The following is an 18,330-nucleotide window of genomic DNA, read 5'->3' on the forward strand; positions in this document are numbered from 1 at the left end:
TTTTCTCAGCTTCAAAGCCTGGTTTACCAAGTAAAGCAAACATATTCTTCTTGTATGCTTCGACTCCAGGTTGATCAAACGGGTTCACTCCGAGCAAATATCCGCTAATCCCACATGCCTTTTCGAAGAAATAAACCATCTCACCATAGGTGTATTCATTCATTTCATCGAATTCAATCACAAGGTTTGGAACTCCCCCGTCTATATGTGCCAAAAGAGTACCTTGGAATGCATTTTTATTAACTTCATCCATTGTCTTGCCAGCTAAGAAATTTAATCCATCAGTGTCTTCCGGATCCTCTTGAATGGTCACTTCAACTAGAGGTTTCTTCACTTGAAGAACTGTTTCAAAAAGGTTACGTCTACCTTCTTGTACATATTGCCCCATTGAATGTAAATCAGTTGAAAAATCTACAGCTGCAGGAAACAGACCTTTTTGATCTTTTCCTTCACTTTCGCCAAACAATTGTTTCCACCATTCAGAAACATAATGTAGTGAAGGCTCATAGTTAACAAGGAGTTCAATGACTTTCCCTTTATTGTAAAGTGCATTTCGAACTGCAGCATACTGATAACTTTCATTCGTAGCTAAATCCGGATTATTGTATTTAACAGCAGCATTTGCAGCCCCTGCCATCATTTGGTCAATATTTAGTCCTGCTACAGCAATCGGTAATAGACCCACTGCTGTAAGAACTGAATATCTTCCTCCTACATTATCTGGAATTACAAAGGTTTCATAGCCTTCTTTATCAGCAAGCTCTTTTAATGCCCCTTTTGACTGATCTGTAGTAGCAAAAATACGTTTTTTGGACTCTTCTTTTCCATATTTTTTCTCCATAAAATCGCGGAAAATACGGAAAGCAAGTGCAGGTTCTGTAGTTGTTCCTGATTTAGAAATGATATTGACAGAGATATCTTTACCTTCTAATAGCTCAAATAAATGAGTTAGATAAGTAGAGCTGATATTTTGACCTGCAAAATAAACTTGAGTTTTATCTTTCATTTGATTGTGAAAACTATGAGATAGAGCTTCAATTGCTGCTCGAGCACCTAGATATGACCCTCCAATACCGATGACAATAAGAGCATCAGATTGGTTTTTGATTCTCTCTGCTGCTTGTTTAATTCTATCAAATTCATTCTTATCATAATTGATTGGTAAATCTACCCACCCAACATAGTCAGAACCTGGACCTTTCTTTTCATGAAGCATATCGTGTGCAACTTTTACAAATTCACTTAAATTATCTACTTCACTCTTTTCCATAAATGATAGTGCATTAGTGTAATCAAAAGAAACTGTCATACTTTTTTTCCCCTTTCGAATGAACTACTTATTTTTCGGGTATTATCCGTCTACTCTTTTAAAAGTCGATTTCACTATTCTCCAAAGTTCAACCTTCACCAATGGCAGTAGAGTTTCCTACCACCATTTAAATCCATCCTCTTTCAATAATTGATTAGATGGGGCAGGTCCCATTGAACCTGCAGGATATTGATGAAGCGGAAGGATGTCTTCCTCAAATGCCTCTAGAATAGGTTGTACCCATTGCCAAGATAATTCAACTTCTTTCCAATGAGCAAAGAATGTCGAATCACCACGTAAAGCATCAAAAATCAATAACTCATAGGCTTCTGGTACATCTTTTTCGCTCGAAGAAAAATCAACAACAATAGGTTCTAAATTCCCGTTTTGAGGATTTTTGCTATTTAGTTGCATCGATACACCTTCATATGGGCTTACATTGATAACTAATAAATTTGGTGCAGCATTTTGGTTGTCGTTTCTAAACAAATCCTTTAATGGGTTTTTAAATTCAATTACGATTTTCGTGAATTTCTCATTCATTCTCTTTCCGGTACGAATGTAGAAGGGTACACCCTGCCAAAAATCATTGTCTATCCATACGCGAGTTGCTACAAATGTATCATTTTTAGAAGAAGTGGCAACACCTGGTTCTTTATTATACCCTATTACGCCAGACCCCTGTATTTCGCCTGGACCATATTGTCCGCGTACCACGTGATCAACTACCTCAACTTTTTTTAGTGGTCGAAGAGCTTCCATGACTTTTATCTTCTCAGAACGAATGTCCGTCGTACTTATCTGTGTCGGAAGGTGCATAGCCGTCATCATTAGCAGTTGTAGCATATGATTTTGAACCATATCACGAATCGCACCTGCTTTGTCATAATAACCTGCTCTCGCTTCTACACCAACCGTTTCACTAGCGGTAATCTGGACATTGGCAATATGTTGATTGTTCCACAATGCTTGAAGTATAGGGTTGGCAAATCCTAACGCCTCAAGATTTTGAACCATAGGCTTTCCAAGGTAATGGTCTATGCGATAAATTTCGTCTTCTTCAAAAGCATTGCTTAATTTTTCGTTTAAATGTTGTGAAGATTCCAAGTCATGCCCAAATGGTTTTTCGATAATCAATCGTTTACATCCATTCGTTGAGCTTAATCCGCTCTTCTTGATGTTCGATGCAATCATATCAAAAAATTCAGGTGCAACAGATAGATAAAACATACGATTTTCTTTCGTTTCTCTGTCTTTTTCACTTTGTTGAACGACTTCAAGCAATTTATTATAATCTTCAGCATCCGTGACATCTAAACGGCTATAACGACATAACTTTACAAACTCTTCTATTTGAGGTTTTTCATTCGTTAAATGTCTAGAAAAAGTTAGTAACGATTCTTTTATACGTGCTTGAAAATCATCATCAGATAATTCTCCTCTTCCTACACCAATAATTAAAAAAGAATTCGGTAATTTATTATCTAGAAATAAATTAAACAAGGCCGGATAGATCTTTCTCTTAGCTAAATCCCCCGTAGCCCCAAACAAAACAAAAGTCATAGAATCCACTTTTTTTCCTCCACTTCAAAAACATTTCCACACTAGAATAATGCTTATTTTTGGTTATTTATAATAAAAGAATATTAAGATTTTTCGTTCATCCACTCATAGTAGATTTAGTACAAAAGTAAGTATAATGTTTATCCTGTTTTTTTGTAAGTACGCACTTTATTAACAGCTAGTTACTATTGATATAGTTAGTAACAAAAAACATACTGTAGACTGTATGAAGTATAGGCTTAACTTGTACATTCGTAATATACCCAACCACAGAATATAAACACAAATTTTTTTATAGACTTTGTCATATAGCAAGTCGCTTCCAAAAAACTGTGTATATACAAAAAGAAAAAGTAGTTTTACTAGACAACTTAATAAAGTACATGCGAGGATAACCTTAATGCATATGAAGAAAATACTTTTATAGGATGGGATTATAAAATGAAAATGTATGACGTTACTGGAACTATTTTTGAAGGAATGACCGTTTATAAGAATAAATCAGAAAAACAACCAAAAATGAATCACGTAACAAATGGATATGTCACGGAAACTCGCCTTGAATTAGATGTACATACAGGGACACACATTGATGCCCCACGTCATATGGTTATTGATGGTGATACGTTTGAAACAATCTCAATGGATGATCTTGTGGGACAATGTAAAGTTTTCGATTTAACGCAAGTGGAAGATGGAATTTCGAAAAAGGATTTAGAAAGATTTGATATTCAAAAAGACGATTTCGTATTTTTCAAAACGAAAAATTCTTTTGAGGATACATTTAATTTCGATTTTATTTATCTTGCGCAAGACGGAGCAGAATACCTTTCTGAGATAGGTGTACGAGGGGTAGGAATAGACACACTTGGAATCGAACGTAGTCAAGAAGGGCATCCAACTCATAAAACATTATTTGCCAAAAAAATTATTATCATTGAAGGACTTCGCTTAAAGGCAATTAATCAAGGTGAATATTTTATGGTTGCTGCACCACTTAAGTTAGAGGGTACAGACGGTTCACCTGCAAGAGTGTTGTTATTTGAAGGACTACAATAAGCTTCTCTGATATTAGAGGTACAGTATTTCGAAAAAATCCATAGAAAAACCCCAAATCCAGACACTTTTTTAAAAGTGTCTGAGATATGGGGTTTTTTATTTTGATGCACTCTTCATTATTCAGAAGAGATGTAACGAACAAGAACTGAACCGGTTTTGGCCTCGCCCTTAATGTAAAGAGGAGCAACTGTAGATCCTGCAATTTCTTTTGTAAAACGGATATTTTTTTGCAAGAAATGCTCTTGCTCATTTACTCGTGTCACATCAGATAGCGCAACATCCATTTTTCCAAAGTTTGAAGCTATGTCGCCTTGTAAAGCAACTGTTGAAGGAACATAGATTTCTACTGTTCCAGCTACCGCGCGACCTTCAATTTTACGAGCTTCTATATTTTTTGTGGTAACAACGACATGTCCGTTAACAGACTGTGCCTCAATGTCTACCAAATGACCATCGATATAAATTTTTCCATTGAGGGTTTCAGCATCAATTTTATTACCTTTAGCGTCTTTTATTTGAATCGCACCATTTGCAGTTTGAACTTCACCATCTTCGATTTGAACATCTTTCAGTTCAATCTTGCCATTGGCTGTTTTTACTTTCAAACGATCTACTTCTAAATGCTTTCCGATAAAGGCACCATTAAACAAGCGAACTGAAATTGAATCATACAGCTGTTTTGGTACATATAAAACGACATTTACAGAGGTAGTTTTCAAATCACTAATGATTCGTAATCGTTGTTGATCAACGACAAATACAAACTTCTCAAGAAACTCTTTCTTTGTATCCTGTTCTTGTGACGTGCGGTAGACCTTCACATGACATTCTGCACGTACTTGACCGTCTTGTGACGGATATATTTCAAATTTACCATTTGCAATATCTACAGATATCTCTTTAAAGTCAACGTTTTCTGTCGTAACAGTGTGATGAAATTCATTCGGTTCACCAAATGGCATATCGAAATCAAAAGATTTCATTTTCCCTACAGTTGTTTGCATAAATTGCATGAAGCGGTCACTGAATTGGGTAAAATCTCGTTTAATATCTTCCATAAAATCTTCTGCTTGAGAGGACGTGGATTTCTTGTTGTGTGTTTCTGAATTTGTGTGTGTAGAATGAGTTTTTGATTCAGAGTGACCTGTGCCAGCATAAGCTGATGCACTTGCAGCCCCCTCATTTCCTAGAGCCTCTAGCAATATTAACGCTTCTTGAGCAGATATCGTCCCTTTTTCGACTGAATCTAAAATGCGTTTACGTTCTTCTTGCATAAATTTGGCCTCCTTCAAAGCCGCTTTGCGCGGACTTTGTTCTTCCCTAATACATACGGATTAGAAACAGGAAAAGTTTCATTTTACTGAAACTGTTTCTTTTTTCGGCTTTCTTTTTGATGACGCTTTAGCAATTTGCTCTTCCATACGCTTGCTATCTCGTTCAAGTATTGGCTTTAAATAGTGACCTGTATAAGACTTTTTAACTTTGGCAATTTCTTCAGGAGTTCCCACTGCTAAAATCGTTCCACCTTTGTCTCCACCTTCAGGACCTAGGTCAATCACATAATCTGATGTTTTGATTACATCTAAATTATGTTCAATAACTAGAACCGTGTCACCGCTCTCCACTAAACGTTGTAAGACGATTAGTAATCGTGCAATATCATGTGCATGTAATCCAGTTGTCGGTTCATCTAAAATATAGAAAGACTTACCATTCGAGCGTTTGTGTAATTCAGAAGCCAATTTCACACGCTGTGCTTCACCTCCGGATAACGTTGTAGCTGGTTGACCTAACGTCATATATCCTAACCCAACGTCAACAATCGTCTGAAGTTTGCGTTTTATCTTTGGAATATTCTCAAAGAATTTGACCGCATCTTCAACAGTCATTTGTAATACGTCAGCAATGTTTTCACCTTTGTATTTTACTTCTAGTGTTTCACGATTATAACGCTTGCCGTGACAAATTTCACAAGGTACATAGACGTCTGGCAAGAAGTGCATTTCAATTTTTATAATCCCGTCGCCTCGACAAGCTTCACAGCGACCACCCTTGACGTTGAAACTGAAACGTCCTTTTTTGTACCCTCGAACTTTCGCTTCATTCGTTGATGCATACACATCACGGATATCATCGAAAACTCCTGTATAAGTTGCTGGGTTTGATCTAGGTGTTCGACCAATTGGGGATTGGTCAATATCGATAACCTTCTCAAGCTGTTCGATTCCAGTTACTTCTTTATGTTTTCCTGGCTTAGCTTTTGCACGATTTAATTTCTGTGCCAATGATTTATGCAAAATTTCATTAATTAATGTACTTTTTCCTGAACCTGATACACCTGTAACAGAAGTAAAGACACCTAGAGGGATATCTACCGATACATTTTTCAAGTTATTTTCTGTTGCCCCTTTTATCGAAATCATACGACCATCAGGTTTTCGACGTTCAGTGGGAAGTGGAATAAATTTCTTTCCACTTAAATAGTGACCAGTAATCGACTTCGTACTCTTCATTACTTGTGTCGGCGTTCCTGCCGCTACGATCTCGCCACCATGAACTCCAGCCCCAGGGCCAACATCTATTAAATAATCCGCTGCCATCATGGTGTCTTCATCATGTTCAACTACAATTAACGTGTTACCAATATCACGCATATTTTTTAGTGTATCAATTAAGCGGTTGTTATCACGTTGATGTAAACCAATTGAGGGCTCATCTAAAATGTAAAGGACACCCGTTAAACGTGAACCGATTTGAGTCGCTAAACGTATGCGCTGTGCCTCACCACCCGATAATGTACCCGCTGCTCTATTTAATGTTAAGTAGTCTAATCCTACATTAATAAGGAACCCTAATCGTTCATGAAGTTCACGTAAAATAAGACGTGCAATTTGCATATCTTTTTCGGATAACTCCAACGATTTGAAAAATGCATCTGCTTCTTCAATCGAAAATGCTGTTACTTGTCCTATATGAAGTGATGCCACTTTAACAGCTAATGTTTCAGGCTTTAAGCGATACCCTGTACATGTTGGACAGTCTTGTTGTGCCATATATTTTTCCATTTGATCACGAATATAATCCGAAGATGTTTCTTTATATCGACGTTCGATATTTTTTAGAACGCCTTCAAAATAAATTTCATTATCTCGAACTTGTCCAAAATCATTTTCGTAACGGAATCGGATTTTATCCGTTCCAGATCCATGAAGCACTTTATCCATTTGATCTTTTGGCAGTTTTTCAACAGGCTTTTTCATATTTATTTTATAATGTTTGCACACAGCGGCTAACAGTTGCGGATAGTACTGCGAACTCGTCGGTTCCCATGGAGCAATAGCACCTTCACTTAACGACTTCGACCAATCAGGAATGACGAGTTCTGGGTCAACTTCTAGCTTCGTACCAAGTCCATCACACTCTGGACATGCACCAAAAGGGCTGTTGAATGAAAAGATGCGTGGTTCTAGTTCACCGATTGAAAAGCCACAAATCGGACATGCATGGTGTTCACTAAACAACAATAATTCGTGTTCCATAACATCAATTAACACTCGTCCATCCGCTAGTCTTAGTGCTGCTTCTAATGAATCTGCTAGCCTCGGGGCACTGTCTTCTTTCATAACAACTCGGTCAATTACAATCTCAATGTCATGCTTTTTATTTTTATCCAAATTAATATCATCATCTAAATCCATTAAATCTCCGTTAACTCGTACACGTACATACCCTTGTTTCTTCACATCTTCAAGCATTTTGACATGTGTCCCTTTTCGACCAGAGACGATTGGGGCTAAAATTTGCATACGCGTTTTTTCTGGAAATTCCATCAATCGATCGACCATTTGTTCAATAGTTTGAGAAGAAATTTCGATACCGTGATTTGGACAAATCGGCTTCCCTACACGGGCAAATAACAGACGTAAATAATCGTAAATCTCGGTTACAGTACCTACTGTCGAACGCGGGTTACGACTTGTTGTTTTCTGATCAATCGAAATGGCTGGGGACAAGCCTTCAATTACGTCCACATCTGGTTTATCCATTTGGCCTAAAAATTGGCGGGCATAAGATGATAACGACTCTACGTAACGTCGTTGACCTTCTGCATATATGGTATCGAAAGCAAGTGACGATTTACCAGAACCTGATAAACCTGTCATAACAACAAGTTTATCGCGTGGAATGGTTAAACTAACATTTTTTAAATTGTGTGCACGTGCACCTTCTATACGAATTTCTTGATTTCTCAAATGACTTCATCCTTCCACTTTCAGTTCCAAAATCGTGTCACGCAGTTCAGCTGCACGTTCGAAATCAAGCGCCTTCGCTGCATCTTTCATTTCTTTTTCCAGTGTTAACAATAAAGTCTCTTTCTCATCTTTTGTTAACTTCTTACCTTTTGTTACTTTTTCCATATAAGTAGTTGTTTCTTCAGCATTATGAGATGCACGAATAACATCGCGAATTTTCTTTTGAATCGTCTTAGGTGTAATTCCATGTTTTTCGTTATAGGCAATCTGAATGTTGCGACGACGTTCTGTTTCTCCTATGGCTTTCGTCATTGAATCCGTCATGCGATCAGCATACATGATAACGTGTCCACTAGAGTTTCGAGCTGCTCGTCCGGTGATCTGGATAAGTGAACGTTCCGAACGTAAAAATCCTTCTTTATCCGCATCAAGTATTGCCACGAGTGACACTTCTGGAATATCAAGACCTTCTCTCAGTAAGTTGATTCCTACTAATACGTCATACGTTCCCATTCGAAGTTCTCTAATAATCTCAATACGCTCCAGTGTTTTAATCTCTGAGTGTAAATAGTTAACTTTAATGCCTATTTCTTTTAAGTAATCAGTTAAATCCTCGGACATTTTTTTCGTTAATGTAGTAACCAGCACACGTTCGTTACGCTCTGCACGTTGACGAATTTCATCAATTAAATCATCAATTTGTCCTTCAATAGGGCGAACATCGATTGTCGGGTCTAATAGTCCTGTTGGTCGAATAATTTGTTCCACCATTTCTGGTGTGTGTTCCAGTTCATAAGGTCCTGGTGTAGCTGAAACGAAAATCGCTTGTTTCATATGTCCCTCAAATTCTTGGAATGTTAATGGACGGTTATCCATTGCAGATGGTAAACGGAAACCATGATCTACTAACATTTTTTTACGTGCTTGGTCACCATTGAACATCCCACGGACTTGAGGTAATGTTACATGGCTTTCGTCGACGACCACTAAGAAGTCGTCTGGGAAGTAATCCAGTAATGTATATGGAGTTGCTCCTGGCTCACCAAGTGTTAAATGGCGTGAGTAGTTTTCTATCCCTGAACAAAAGCCCATTTCTCTCATCATCTCTAAGTCATAGCGAGTGCGTTGTTCTAGTCTTTGCGCTTCCAGTAACTTATCTTCACCTCGAAGGACTTTTAATTGTTGCTCTAATTCAACTTCAATATTTTCAATCGCTACTAGCAATTTTTCTTCACGTGTAACGAAGTGGGAGTTTGGAAAGATTGCAACATGTTCCCTTTCTCCGATGATTTCACCAGTTAATGCATCTACTTCACGAATTCGATCGATTTCGTCACCGAAAAACTCAACACGAATACAACGTTCATCTCGAGAAGCTGGGAAAATTTCAACCACATCTCCTCGAACTCTGAACTTTCCTCGCACAAAGTTCATATCATTTCGTTCATATTGAATATCGACTAATTTACGAAGCAATTGATTGCGTTCAATTTCCATCCCCATACGGAGAGACAATACCATATCACGGTACTCCTCAGGATTACCTAAACCGTATATACATGAAACAGATGCAACTATTAATACATCTTCTCGTTCAAATAAGGCCGAGGTTGCAGAGTGACGCAACTTATCAATTTCTTCATTGATGCTTGAATCTTTTTCGATATACGTATCTGTTTGCGGTACATATGCTTCTGGTTGATAGTAATCGTAGAAACTAACGAAATACTCCACCGCATTATTTGGAAAGAATTCTTTAAACTCACTATATAGTTGTCCGGCAAGTGTTTTATTATGAGCCATGACCAATGTCGGCTTTTTAATTTCGGTTACGACATTAGAAACGGTAAATGTTTTACCTGTTCCTGTCGCACCGAGCAATGTTTGATACTTCTTACCTTCTTCAATCCCTTTTATCAATTCTTGAATCGCTTGTGGTTGGTCTCCATCTGGTGTATAAGGAGCCTGTAAATCAAAAGATTGTTTCATGGTTTCTCCCCTAACTTAATAGAAAAAATGGATGCTTTAGCTCTCGTTAATCATTTTTATTTATTGTTCATATTTTATCATATTCCCCATTTTAATACGAACAAAAAGCGAACATATGTTTTTCGAACGAAAAGTGGCGATGAACGGCTTGTGTTCGCCTAGGTAGAACCTATTGATTTGGACATAAAGAAAATCCGCTCTTCAAAAAGAGCGGATGATTCACATATCTATAGAATCAAAATTACACACTGTCTTGCTGCAACTGACATAATTCGTTTGCGTACTCAACAAACGATCCTCTATCTTTTTGATCGAGCGCGTTATCAATCAAGGTTAATAAGCGATCTTTCCGTTGTTCTCTATGTACATGGTTTAGAAATAAATCCATGTAGATTTCGTTCAACAGTTTTTCCGCTTCACTAACGGTTTGATTTCGCCCCATCGCTTTTAGAAAATCAGCATATGAATAATACTTATCCATTGCAATCACCTCGGATGCCTTTTTTCTATTATAAGTAAAAACTCTAGGAAGTTGCAAATGTTTTTTCTGAAAATTCACCATGTTTTATTTTTTTCTAAATATTTATAATTATTAGGAAATTAGTGTTGATTAATTACCAATTTTCTCTATAATAGGGTTTGTAGTCTACTAATAGGGGAGTGAATACATGGGGGAAAAGTTTTCAACAACATCTAATTACCTAGTTTCATTCAATACCGTTGCACTCGTACCAATTTGGATTGAGAATAATCTTTACACTAGAGTCATCGAAAATCATACTGAATTTCTTGTAAAAATGAAACCTAGTTCAATTATAAAAAAGTCACTCGTTTTTTATGGAAATTCTTATAAACATGCTACCTTTTTTTCGAGAGAATCAATTGGACGTTTACACAAACTTCCTCTCATGATTTCACATGATTTTGGAGTCCCTTTAATTATGATGCCTACACTTTCAGCTGAATCTGAAGGGAATATTTGGATTTCTTTTTCTGCTATTGATCGTTATTCCATTAACTCTCACAGTCAATGTTTGGTACATTTCACTAATTCTCAAGTCCTACCAGTTAATGTTTCTCATTCTACAATGTGCAGGCAATTTGTTCTTTCCCATTTCCTGACGAATCATTTTCAAAAAACGCGTGACCAGATGAATCATCCCTTTTCCCAGTCAAAACTTACATATACTCCAACTCGAAAAAATCCTAAGAGATGATACATAGACTTAAGCCCTTCGCTCTTTAAAAGGGCTTTTTATTATGCTTTTTGGTGTAACCTTCGCGGTTATTTCTCTCAATTTGCTTGTTTGGCAACCGATAGATACACGCCAAGTAATTCCTCCACTCGATTCCGCAGTCTTACGTTTAAGTAGCGACGATGTTCTTCGTATCCACTGTGAAAGAAAACGTATTCGGTAAAGGTATCGTCTCGATTGCCACGAATGACTTTCATGTTATGTTGGCGCAAATAGAGCTTCGTGTCTTTTAGTTCCCGCTGCGCTTCTTTTACTGCATGCTCAATCATCGCAACATAAGGTTTCTTCAATTTGAAGGGACCTTTTTCAACGATTTCTCGATCCCGCTCCAAAATGGTTAATACCATCGGCAAATAAATCATTTTCTCGAAATAAGGTAAACTTTCGGATGGAATGAGCGGCATGTTCTCGCCTCCTTTAAGAACGTTTGTTCGTATTTTATATTGTACGCTTATTTCAAGAAATTACAAGTGGGAATTTAGGGTATTTTTCATTCAAAGCCTTGATGCGTCTCACTTCAAGTTAACTATAATGTGAGATAACTAGAGTTATTTATCCTAAAAAGCCATAAAAAAAACCACCTCACAAAGAGATGGCTTCAGTATTATTTAGGTGATTGTCCTTTAAAAGTAGGCTATGTTAAATGTTGCTGTTGATATTCCGCAAAACAGTTACGCTTTCCGCGGGCTTGCGCCGAACTCACTCGGACTTAACGTCCGAGTGGATTTCTGCACTTCGCTATTCCCGCTGGAGTCTTCACTGTTTTGCTCCATATCACTAAATCGAAAGCTTTCTCATATACCTGTTCACAAGAATGATTGTAGTAGAAGGCGGCGGGGAAACATGGTGCTCCTGCGGTTACTCGTCGCAAAGAAGATTGCTCCTGCGGTTACTCGTCGCAAAATGCAGAGCTAAGAAATTTGACAATGCCTTCGTGACCAACATCCCGTTGCCACGAGGAGGCTAGTTGACCGCCCGAGGAAAGCGTCCGTATGGCACGAAAATAAACAATATCGTTTAACTGAGCCTAAAAATAAAGGCTGCTATTAGAAAGAAAAATCCTGATGTGGCGATTAGTGGAATATGTTCATCCCACACTCCAAAGAATATGGTAACTAAAGATATCACCCCAACAATTCCTGCAAACATACGCGTTTGCAATTTAGAGCGTTCTACTTCCAGTCCTACATCTCGTATTTGCATGTATTCTCTCATGCGGGCCGGTTCATCAAGATAATTAACAATTTTTTGTGGGAGGGCACGTAATGGCCCAATCGCATTTAAGGCTATACGCACTGCATCATCTTTTGAAAATGATTTTTCTCCACCTCTTTGCTTCGCTACCCACTCCAAAACGCGAGGACGTGCTATTGCCAGTAAATCTACCTTCGGATCTAACACGTGAAGAACTCCAACGAATGTGGAAACAGCACGACCAAAAAAGGCGAATTCTGCTGGAAGCTGCACGGGTTGTGTACGGACAATTGTTTTAATGTCAGCTAACAATCTGTCTACAACAAAACTGTCCATCTGGGTCAATTCTTGTGACTCATATGCCGCCACAACACGAGAAATCGCGTCAGCAAGTACTCGACGATCCGCATGTGGCAACAGGAACCTCAACTCTTCTAATCCATCGATTACTTGATCATATTGTTTGAAAAGAATTCCTTCCACTACTTTCAATACTGATCGTGCTTCTTCTTTACTAATGGACCCAACCATTCCGAAATCAATCAAAACGATGGTACCATCAGGTTTAATTAGTATATTTCCACCGTGTGGGTCAGCGTGGAATTGTCCACCGTCTAGAACTTGTTCTAAAAACAAGCGGAACAATCGCTCCGATAAGTCGCGGCGATTTAATCCATTCGCGTCGATAAACGCTAAATCGGTAATACGCGCGCCTTCAATCCACTCCATTACCAGAACACGGCGTGTAGAGAATTCATCATAATACACGGGAAAACGAACACCCGGCATTTCTTCAAAACGATCTGCAAAATTGCGTCCATTTTGTAATTCTTGTAAAAAATTAAGTTCTGCACCAATGGTATTAACCATTTCACTATACAATAAATTAAAATCGATTTGTTTACCAAAAGCCGTAAAGCGTTTCACTAACCAAATAACGATTTTCATTGCGCGAAAATCAGCACGTAAAATGCGGTCTATGTCTGGACGTTGAATTTTAACAGCTACAGGTGTACCGTCTTTTAGTGTCCCTTTATAGACTTCCCCAATAGAAGCCGAAGCCACCGGTTTGTCAGATAAGTTTTCGACATAATCGCTATGTGATGTGTTCCACTCTTCTTCTAGTAGAGCAATTGCATCTTTTCTTGGAACCGCGGGAACTCGGTCTGTTAACCCTTCTAGCTCTGCAATAAATGAGGGAGGCATAATGTCTGCACGTGTCGATAAAAATTGGCCCATCTTAATCATTAAACCGCCTAGCTTAAGCGCAGTACGTTTATATTCTTTTGCTTGTTTTGTAACAAGTCGCTCCCATTTTTCGTTTGTTACTGGTGTCCATCGGCCTTTATAGCGGCGCTGAAAAAGTGTTACTTGTAAAAAAAACTTTACGGACATCCACACAATGCGATAAATCCGATATATTGCCAAACGATCCATTTCAAGCGCCTCCTTTGACCTCCATTATAAGGAGTGATGGCAACAACGTCCAAATAGTGATATGTTTTGTATGAGAAAAAATTTCGAAATTGTGAACATTCTAAGGGGGATATCCAATGGAAGCCATTCATTATGAACAAAAGGGAAATTTAGCAATCGTCACATTAAACCGATCTGAGTCAATGAACGCATTTAACTATGAAATGTTACGTGAACTCGGTCAAATAGCGGAATCCATCCGAATTAATCCAGACATTCGTGTCGTTGTTTTCACTGGAGCAGGGGAAAAAGCATTCAGTGTAGGAGCAGATTTAAAAGAACGCAAAACTCTAACAGAGCAACAAGTGAAACGTAATATCTATAAAATAGGCGAAGTGTTTTCAACAATTGAAAATTTACCACAACCTACAATAGCGATGATGAATGGCTACGCATTTGGTGGCGGCATGGAACTTGCTCTTGCATGTGATTTCCGCATCGCGGCTGACGACATTGTCCTTGGTTTAACTGAAACAAGCTTAGCCATTATTCCAGGTGCAGGCGGCACACAGCGTTTGCCTCGCTTAATCGGTGAAGCCAAAGCATTAGAACTAATTTTAACAGCTCGTCGCTTGAAAGCAGACGAAGCACAGGCTTATGGCATGTTAACAAAAGTAGTATCTCGGGAAAGTTTACTAGAAGAGACTGGGAAGTTTGCAGATTTAATGCTTGCAAATGGACCGATTGCCTTACAACAAGCGAAGTTTGCCATTAAACATGGCATGAACGCAGATTTACATACTGGCTTAAATATTGAACGCAAAGCGTATGAAATTACAATTCCGACAGAAGACCGTGTCGAAGCACTTATTGCTTTTGGAGAAAAACGCAAACCGATGTTTAAAGGAAAATAGCCAAAAGCGATTGTAGAGCTGAGCTCATCTACAATCGCTTTTTGTATTTGCTTTGCTAAATTATATTATTGTTATCGTACCCTTTGCGCTGCCCGCACGTTCCGTATGAGCCAACAAGAATGAAAACCACACACTTGTGGGTCTCATTCTTTTAAAGAGCTGCTCCTGCGGTTACTCGTCGCAAAAATAAGAGCTGCTTCTGCGGTTACTCGTCGCAAAGATAAGAGCTGCTCCTGCGGTTACTCGTCGCAAAGATAAGAGCTGCTTCTGCGGTTACTCGTCGCAAATGTACTCTTTCGTCTCTTCTTCAATATAATTCCTATAATTAACATAGCTTTTATTAAAACTACTATTCACTTGCTTCTATTGGCACATCCCATAAATAGTAATTTCCTGTAAATAATTTCGTCTCTACAACAAGAATGTCTTTATCTTTTTGAAAGAAGAGTGCTGCCCCTTCTTGAGTTTTGTACGACCATCCTAAATCGCTCAAGACTTTTTTAATAATATCGTATCTGGAGTCACCACTGTTTTCAGAAACGTACCGAATAACAAAAATGGTTTCATCGAATTTCACATAGTCACGTGGAGTGGAATCTAGGATAGAGATGGCGGCAACAAGACGAATCGTCCCTTCATCTTTCGTTAATAGATAACCGTAGCGAAAAGCAATAAGTACAAAGAAAATCACCAATAACGCACCAAGCCACAAACTAAACTTTTTCATTGCCCCCATCCCCTTCCCTTTCTATAGAATATGTTTCAATTGTTGATAATAGTTTACACAAAAAAATCACCCCATATTACTATGGAGTGACTAATGGTAACCGATATTTAAGCTAAAGCTTGCTCTAAATCTTCAAGTAAATCTTCAACATCTTCAATACCAACTGAGATACGTACCAATCCATCTAAAATACCGAGTTCTTGGCGGCGTTCTGCTGGAATTGAAGCGTGCGTCATTCTTGCCGGGACGGAAATCAAACTTTCCACTGCTCCCAAACTTTCCGCAAGTGTAAAGTATTTCAATTTCTTGAGCAACTGATCGGCTTTTTCAGTGCTGCCCACGTCAAATGAAATCATTCCACCAAAACCAGTCGTTTGTTTTTTCATAATATCGTGGCCTGTATGAGACTCAATACCTGGATAATATACTTTGCCTACTGCTTCGTGAGCGACTAAGAATTCTGCAATACGTTGTGCACTTGAATTCGTTTCATCCATACGAATTCCAAGCGTTTTTAATCCACGAATTAGTAACCATGAATCTTGAGGTCCTAAAATCGCCCCCACTGAGTTTTGAACAGCGTGTAAGTCTATTGCTAATTGTTCTGTCGCTACAACAACTAAACCAGCTACCACATCACTATGGCCTCCGATGTACTTCGTTGCACTATGCAACACGATGTCAGCTCCAAGAGACAATGGTTGTTGCAAGTAAGGTGTCATAAACGTGTTATCCACAATCGTTAATAAACCTTTTGCTTTTGCTAATTTAGCAATTTCCGCAATATCCGTTACTTTTAATAATGGATTGGTTGGAGATTCGATAAAGACCGCTTTAGTATTTTCTTGAATTGCCGCTTCAAACTCAGCAGCGTTTGATGAATCTACGAATGTCGATTCAATACCAAAACGATTTAAAACTTTTGTCATGACACGGTATGTACCACCGTAAACATCGTCAGTCATCACGATATGGTCGCCCGAATTAAAAAGCATCATAACTGAACTGATAGCTGCCATTCCAGAGCCAAAAGCAAAGCCAGCATGACCACCTTCTAAATCACTAATTAGAACTTCAAGAGCATGACGAGTTGGATTTCCGGTACGTGAATATTCGTATCCACGGAAGTCTCCTACAGCATCTTGTTTATATGTGCTTACCTGGTAAATTGGTGTGGAAACGGCACCCGTGGTTTCGTCTCCAACGATTCCCGCATGAATTAATTTTGTTTTCGCTCTCACTTAGCACCATCCTCCTTCAATAATTCATAAACATTTTGACTTAAATATCGTTCGCTTGAGTCTGCAAAAATCGTCACGATATGACTTCCTGTCTCCGCGACTTTCGCTTCTTCAAGTGCAGCATAAAAAGCGGCTCCTGAAGAACTACCGACAAGTAAACCTTCTTCTTTTGCCAAGACACGCATTTTTTCAAAAGCATTTATATCAGTAACAGTATGAATCGCGTTAAAATACGTTTGATCCATATAGCCTGGTAAAAATTCCATTCCAATGCCTTCTGTGTAATGGGAACCTGGTTTACCACCGTTTAATATTGACCCTTCAGGTTCAACGATTACTGTTTTAATGTCTGCATTTTTGCCTTTTAAATACTTCGCTGTTCCCATAAATGTTCCACCTGATCCAGCACCTGCAACAAAGACGTTAATTCGCCCATCTAGGTCACGCCATAATTCTGGTCCTAATGTGTGTACATACGTTTCTGGATTGGCAGGATTTGAAAACTGAGAAGGTGAAAAAGCACCCGGAGTTTCTTTTACAAGCTCCGCTGCTTTTGCAATGGCACCTTTCATTCCAAGTTCAGTAGGAGTATTTATGACTTCAGCGCCAAGTGCACGCATCAACGATTGCTTTTCCATACTGAACTTTTGTGGCACAACAAATTTCACCGTGTAGCCTTTGCCAATTGCGGCTAAAGCGACACCAATTCCTGTATTGCCAGCTGTTGGCTCAATGATAGTTCCGCCTGGTTGTAGTTTACCGGAGTCAACGGCATCTTTTAATAAAGAAACACCCAGACGATCTTTTACACTACCACCTGGGTTCATGAACTCAAGCTTAGCAAAGATACGACAATTATTCGGAATGTCGATATTATTAATTTCTATGACTGGTGTATTGCCAATCAATTCGTGCACGCTTCCATAAACATTCATTATGCTTCCTCCGTGAATACCGTACGCCATTCATCTTTCTTAGACAGCATCTCACGTGCAATCTCTTTCGCACCTTCTAAACTGTGGTTAGCAGCCCAGCCACATTGTACTTCATTACAAGCAGGAACTTCAGTTGCTTGCATAACATCTTCAAGCGTTTTTTCTAAAATTGTTAAGATTTCGTCAAAGTTATCATGATTAATAACAGCTAAATAGAATCCAGTTTGGCATCCCATAGGACTCATGTCTACCACTTTATCTGTATGATTACGAATGTTTTCGGCCATTAAATGCTCAATAGAATGAAGTCCAGCCATTTCCATGTGTTCTTTATTCGGTTGCTTAAAACGAATATCATATTTTAGAATTTCGTCTCCATTTGCACCCATTTTTCGTCCTGCTAATCGTACATATGGTGCCACTACTTTCGTATGATCTAAGTTGAAACTCTCTACATTCATTTGTTTCATCTTT

15 protein-coding genes are annotated in these 18,330 nt (G+C 38.5%); 3 read left to right on the top strand and 12 right to left on the bottom strand.

All coding sequences use genetic code 11. From position 1 onward, the window contains the following. A partial coding sequence (locus WBG45_RS16045; protein ID WP_424416089.1) for a glucose-6-phosphate isomerase occupies positions 1-1,309 on the bottom strand: 1,309 nt, incomplete at its 3' end. A 117-nt stretch (positions 1,310-1,426) separates the two neighbouring features. Beyond that, complete coding sequence (zwf, locus tag WBG45_RS16050) at positions 1,427-2,881, bottom strand: glucose-6-phosphate dehydrogenase (RefSeq protein ID WP_424416090.1); 1,455 nt, start codon at positions 2,879-2,881, stop codon at positions 1,427-1,429. Positions 2,882-3,313: 432 nt separating this feature from the next. Here zwf and WBG45_RS16055 point away from each other — a divergent pair, with 432 nt between their 5' ends. Beyond that, on the top strand, positions 3,314-3,931 hold the full coding sequence (locus WBG45_RS16055) for a cyclase family protein (protein ID WP_424416091.1): 618 nt from the start codon (positions 3,314-3,316) through the stop codon (positions 3,929-3,931). A gap of 116 nt (positions 3,932-4,047) precedes the next feature. On the opposite strand, the gene WBG45_RS16060 is transcribed toward WBG45_RS16055, so the two are convergent. The 4 genes from WBG45_RS16060 to WBG45_RS16075 form a co-directional block, all read right to left on the bottom strand. Further along, complete coding sequence (locus tag WBG45_RS16060; protein WP_424416092.1) at positions 4,048-5,205, bottom strand: DUF4097 family beta strand repeat-containing protein; 1,158 nt, start codon at positions 5,203-5,205, stop codon at positions 4,048-4,050. Positions 5,206-5,283: 78 nt separating this feature from the next. Further along, positions 5,284-8,184, bottom strand: a complete 2,901-nt coding sequence (gene uvrA / locus WBG45_RS16065; RefSeq protein ID WP_424416093.1) for an excinuclease ABC subunit UvrA — start codon at positions 8,182-8,184, stop codon at positions 5,284-5,286. Positions 8,185-8,190: 6 nt separating this feature from the next. Further along, positions 8,191-10,173: an excinuclease ABC subunit UvrB gene (uvrB, locus tag WBG45_RS16070; RefSeq protein WP_424416094.1), complete on the bottom strand. Its 1,983-nt coding sequence runs from the start codon at positions 10,171-10,173 to the stop codon at positions 8,191-8,193. A 241-nt stretch (positions 10,174-10,414) separates the two neighbouring features. After that, positions 10,415-10,654, bottom strand: coding sequence for an IDEAL domain-containing protein (locus WBG45_RS16075; RefSeq protein WP_424416095.1), 240 nt, complete (start codon positions 10,652-10,654; stop codon positions 10,415-10,417). A 187-nt stretch (positions 10,655-10,841) separates the two neighbouring features. On the opposite strand from WBG45_RS16075, the gene WBG45_RS16080 reads away from it, so the two are divergent. Further along, positions 10,842-11,390 carry a competence protein ComK gene (locus WBG45_RS16080; protein ID WP_424416096.1) on the top strand — a complete coding sequence of 183 codons (549 nt, stop codon included), beginning with the start codon at positions 10,842-10,844 and terminating at the stop codon, positions 11,388-11,390. Between the two features lie 77 nt (positions 11,391-11,467). Here WBG45_RS16080 and WBG45_RS16085 read toward each other — a convergent pair whose 3' ends face one another. Beyond that, positions 11,468-11,833, bottom strand: a complete 366-nt coding sequence (locus WBG45_RS16085) for a hypothetical protein (RefSeq protein ID WP_424416097.1) — start codon at positions 11,831-11,833, stop codon at positions 11,468-11,470. Between the two features lie 613 nt (positions 11,834-12,446). Then, positions 12,447-14,060 carry an ABC1 kinase family protein gene (locus tag WBG45_RS16090; RefSeq protein ID WP_424416098.1) on the bottom strand — a complete coding sequence of 538 codons (1,614 nt, stop codon included), beginning with the start codon at positions 14,058-14,060 and terminating at the stop codon, positions 12,447-12,449. Between the two features lie 116 nt (positions 14,061-14,176). Between WBG45_RS16090 and WBG45_RS16095 the strand changes: the two genes are divergently transcribed. Beyond that, positions 14,177-14,953: an enoyl-CoA hydratase-related protein gene (locus WBG45_RS16095; protein WP_424416099.1), complete on the top strand. Its 777-nt coding sequence runs from the start codon at positions 14,177-14,179 to the stop codon at positions 14,951-14,953. Between the two features lie 349 nt (positions 14,954-15,302). Here WBG45_RS16095 and WBG45_RS16100 read toward each other — a convergent pair whose 3' ends face one another. From WBG45_RS16100 to WBG45_RS16115, 4 genes are all read right to left on the bottom strand, one after another. Further along, positions 15,303-15,680: a hypothetical protein gene (locus WBG45_RS16100; protein ID WP_424416100.1), complete on the bottom strand. Its 378-nt coding sequence runs from the start codon at positions 15,678-15,680 to the stop codon at positions 15,303-15,305. 107 nt (positions 15,681-15,787) lie between these two features. Beyond that, positions 15,788-16,921: a bifunctional cystathionine gamma-lyase/homocysteine desulfhydrase gene (locus WBG45_RS16105; RefSeq protein WP_424416101.1), complete on the bottom strand. Its 1,134-nt coding sequence runs from the start codon at positions 16,919-16,921 to the stop codon at positions 15,788-15,790. Then, positions 16,918-17,856 carry a PLP-dependent cysteine synthase family protein gene (locus WBG45_RS16110; protein ID WP_424416102.1) on the bottom strand — a complete coding sequence of 313 codons (939 nt, stop codon included), beginning with the start codon at positions 17,854-17,856 and terminating at the stop codon, positions 16,918-16,920. The genes WBG45_RS16105 and WBG45_RS16110 overlap by 4 nt, the downstream gene beginning before the upstream one ends. Next, positions 17,856-18,326 (bottom strand): S-ribosylhomocysteine lyase, encoded by a 471-nt coding sequence (locus WBG45_RS16115; protein ID WP_424416103.1) that lies wholly within the window; start codon positions 18,324-18,326, stop codon positions 17,856-17,858. The genes WBG45_RS16110 and WBG45_RS16115 overlap by 1 nt, the downstream gene beginning before the upstream one ends. Positions 18,327-18,330: the final 4 nt, after the last annotated feature.

The organism is Paenisporosarcina sp. (genome assembly GCF_049671445.1).
In the GTDB taxonomy this organism is placed as follows: domain Bacteria; phylum Bacillota; class Bacilli; order Bacillales_A; family Planococcaceae; genus Paenisporosarcina.

What these genes read in the sequence shown, in the direction of transcription:
- WBG45_RS16055 (WP_424416091.1), top strand. Translation starts at nt 3,314, where the DNA reads ATGAAAATGTATGACGTTACTGGAACTATTTTTGAAGGAATGACCGTT.
- WBG45_RS16060 (WP_424416092.1), bottom strand. Translation starts at nt 5,205, where the DNA reads ATGCAAGAAGAACGTAAACGCATTTTAGATTCAGTCGAAAAAGGGACG.
- uvrB (WP_424416094.1), bottom strand. Translation starts at nt 10,173, where the DNA reads ATGAAACAATCTTTTGATTTACAGGCTCCTTATACACCAGATGGAGAC.
- WBG45_RS16075 (WP_424416095.1), bottom strand. Translation starts at nt 10,654, where the DNA reads ATGGATAAGTATTATTCATATGCTGATTTTCTAAAAGCGATGGGGCGA.
- WBG45_RS16080 (WP_424416096.1), top strand. Translation starts at nt 10,842, where the DNA reads ATGGGGGAAAAGTTTTCAACAACATCTAATTACCTAGTTTCATTCAAT.
- WBG45_RS16085 (WP_424416097.1), bottom strand. Translation starts at nt 11,833, where the DNA reads ATGCCGCTCATTCCATCCGAAAGTTTACCTTATTTCGAGAAAATGATT.
- WBG45_RS16090 (WP_424416098.1), bottom strand. Translation starts at nt 14,060, where the DNA reads ATGGATCGTTTGGCAATATATCGGATTTATCGCATTGTGTGGATGTCC.
- WBG45_RS16095 (WP_424416099.1), top strand. Translation starts at nt 14,177, where the DNA reads ATGGAAGCCATTCATTATGAACAAAAGGGAAATTTAGCAATCGTCACA.
- WBG45_RS16100 (WP_424416100.1), bottom strand. Translation starts at nt 15,680, where the DNA reads ATGAAAAAGTTTAGTTTGTGGCTTGGTGCGTTATTGGTGATTTTCTTT.
- WBG45_RS16110 (WP_424416102.1), bottom strand. Translation starts at nt 17,856, where the DNA reads ATGAATGTTTATGGAAGCGTGCACGAATTGATTGGCAATACACCAGTC.
- WBG45_RS16115 (WP_424416103.1), bottom strand. Translation starts at nt 18,326, where the DNA reads ATGAAACAAATGAATGTAGAGAGTTTCAACTTAGATCATACGAAAGTA.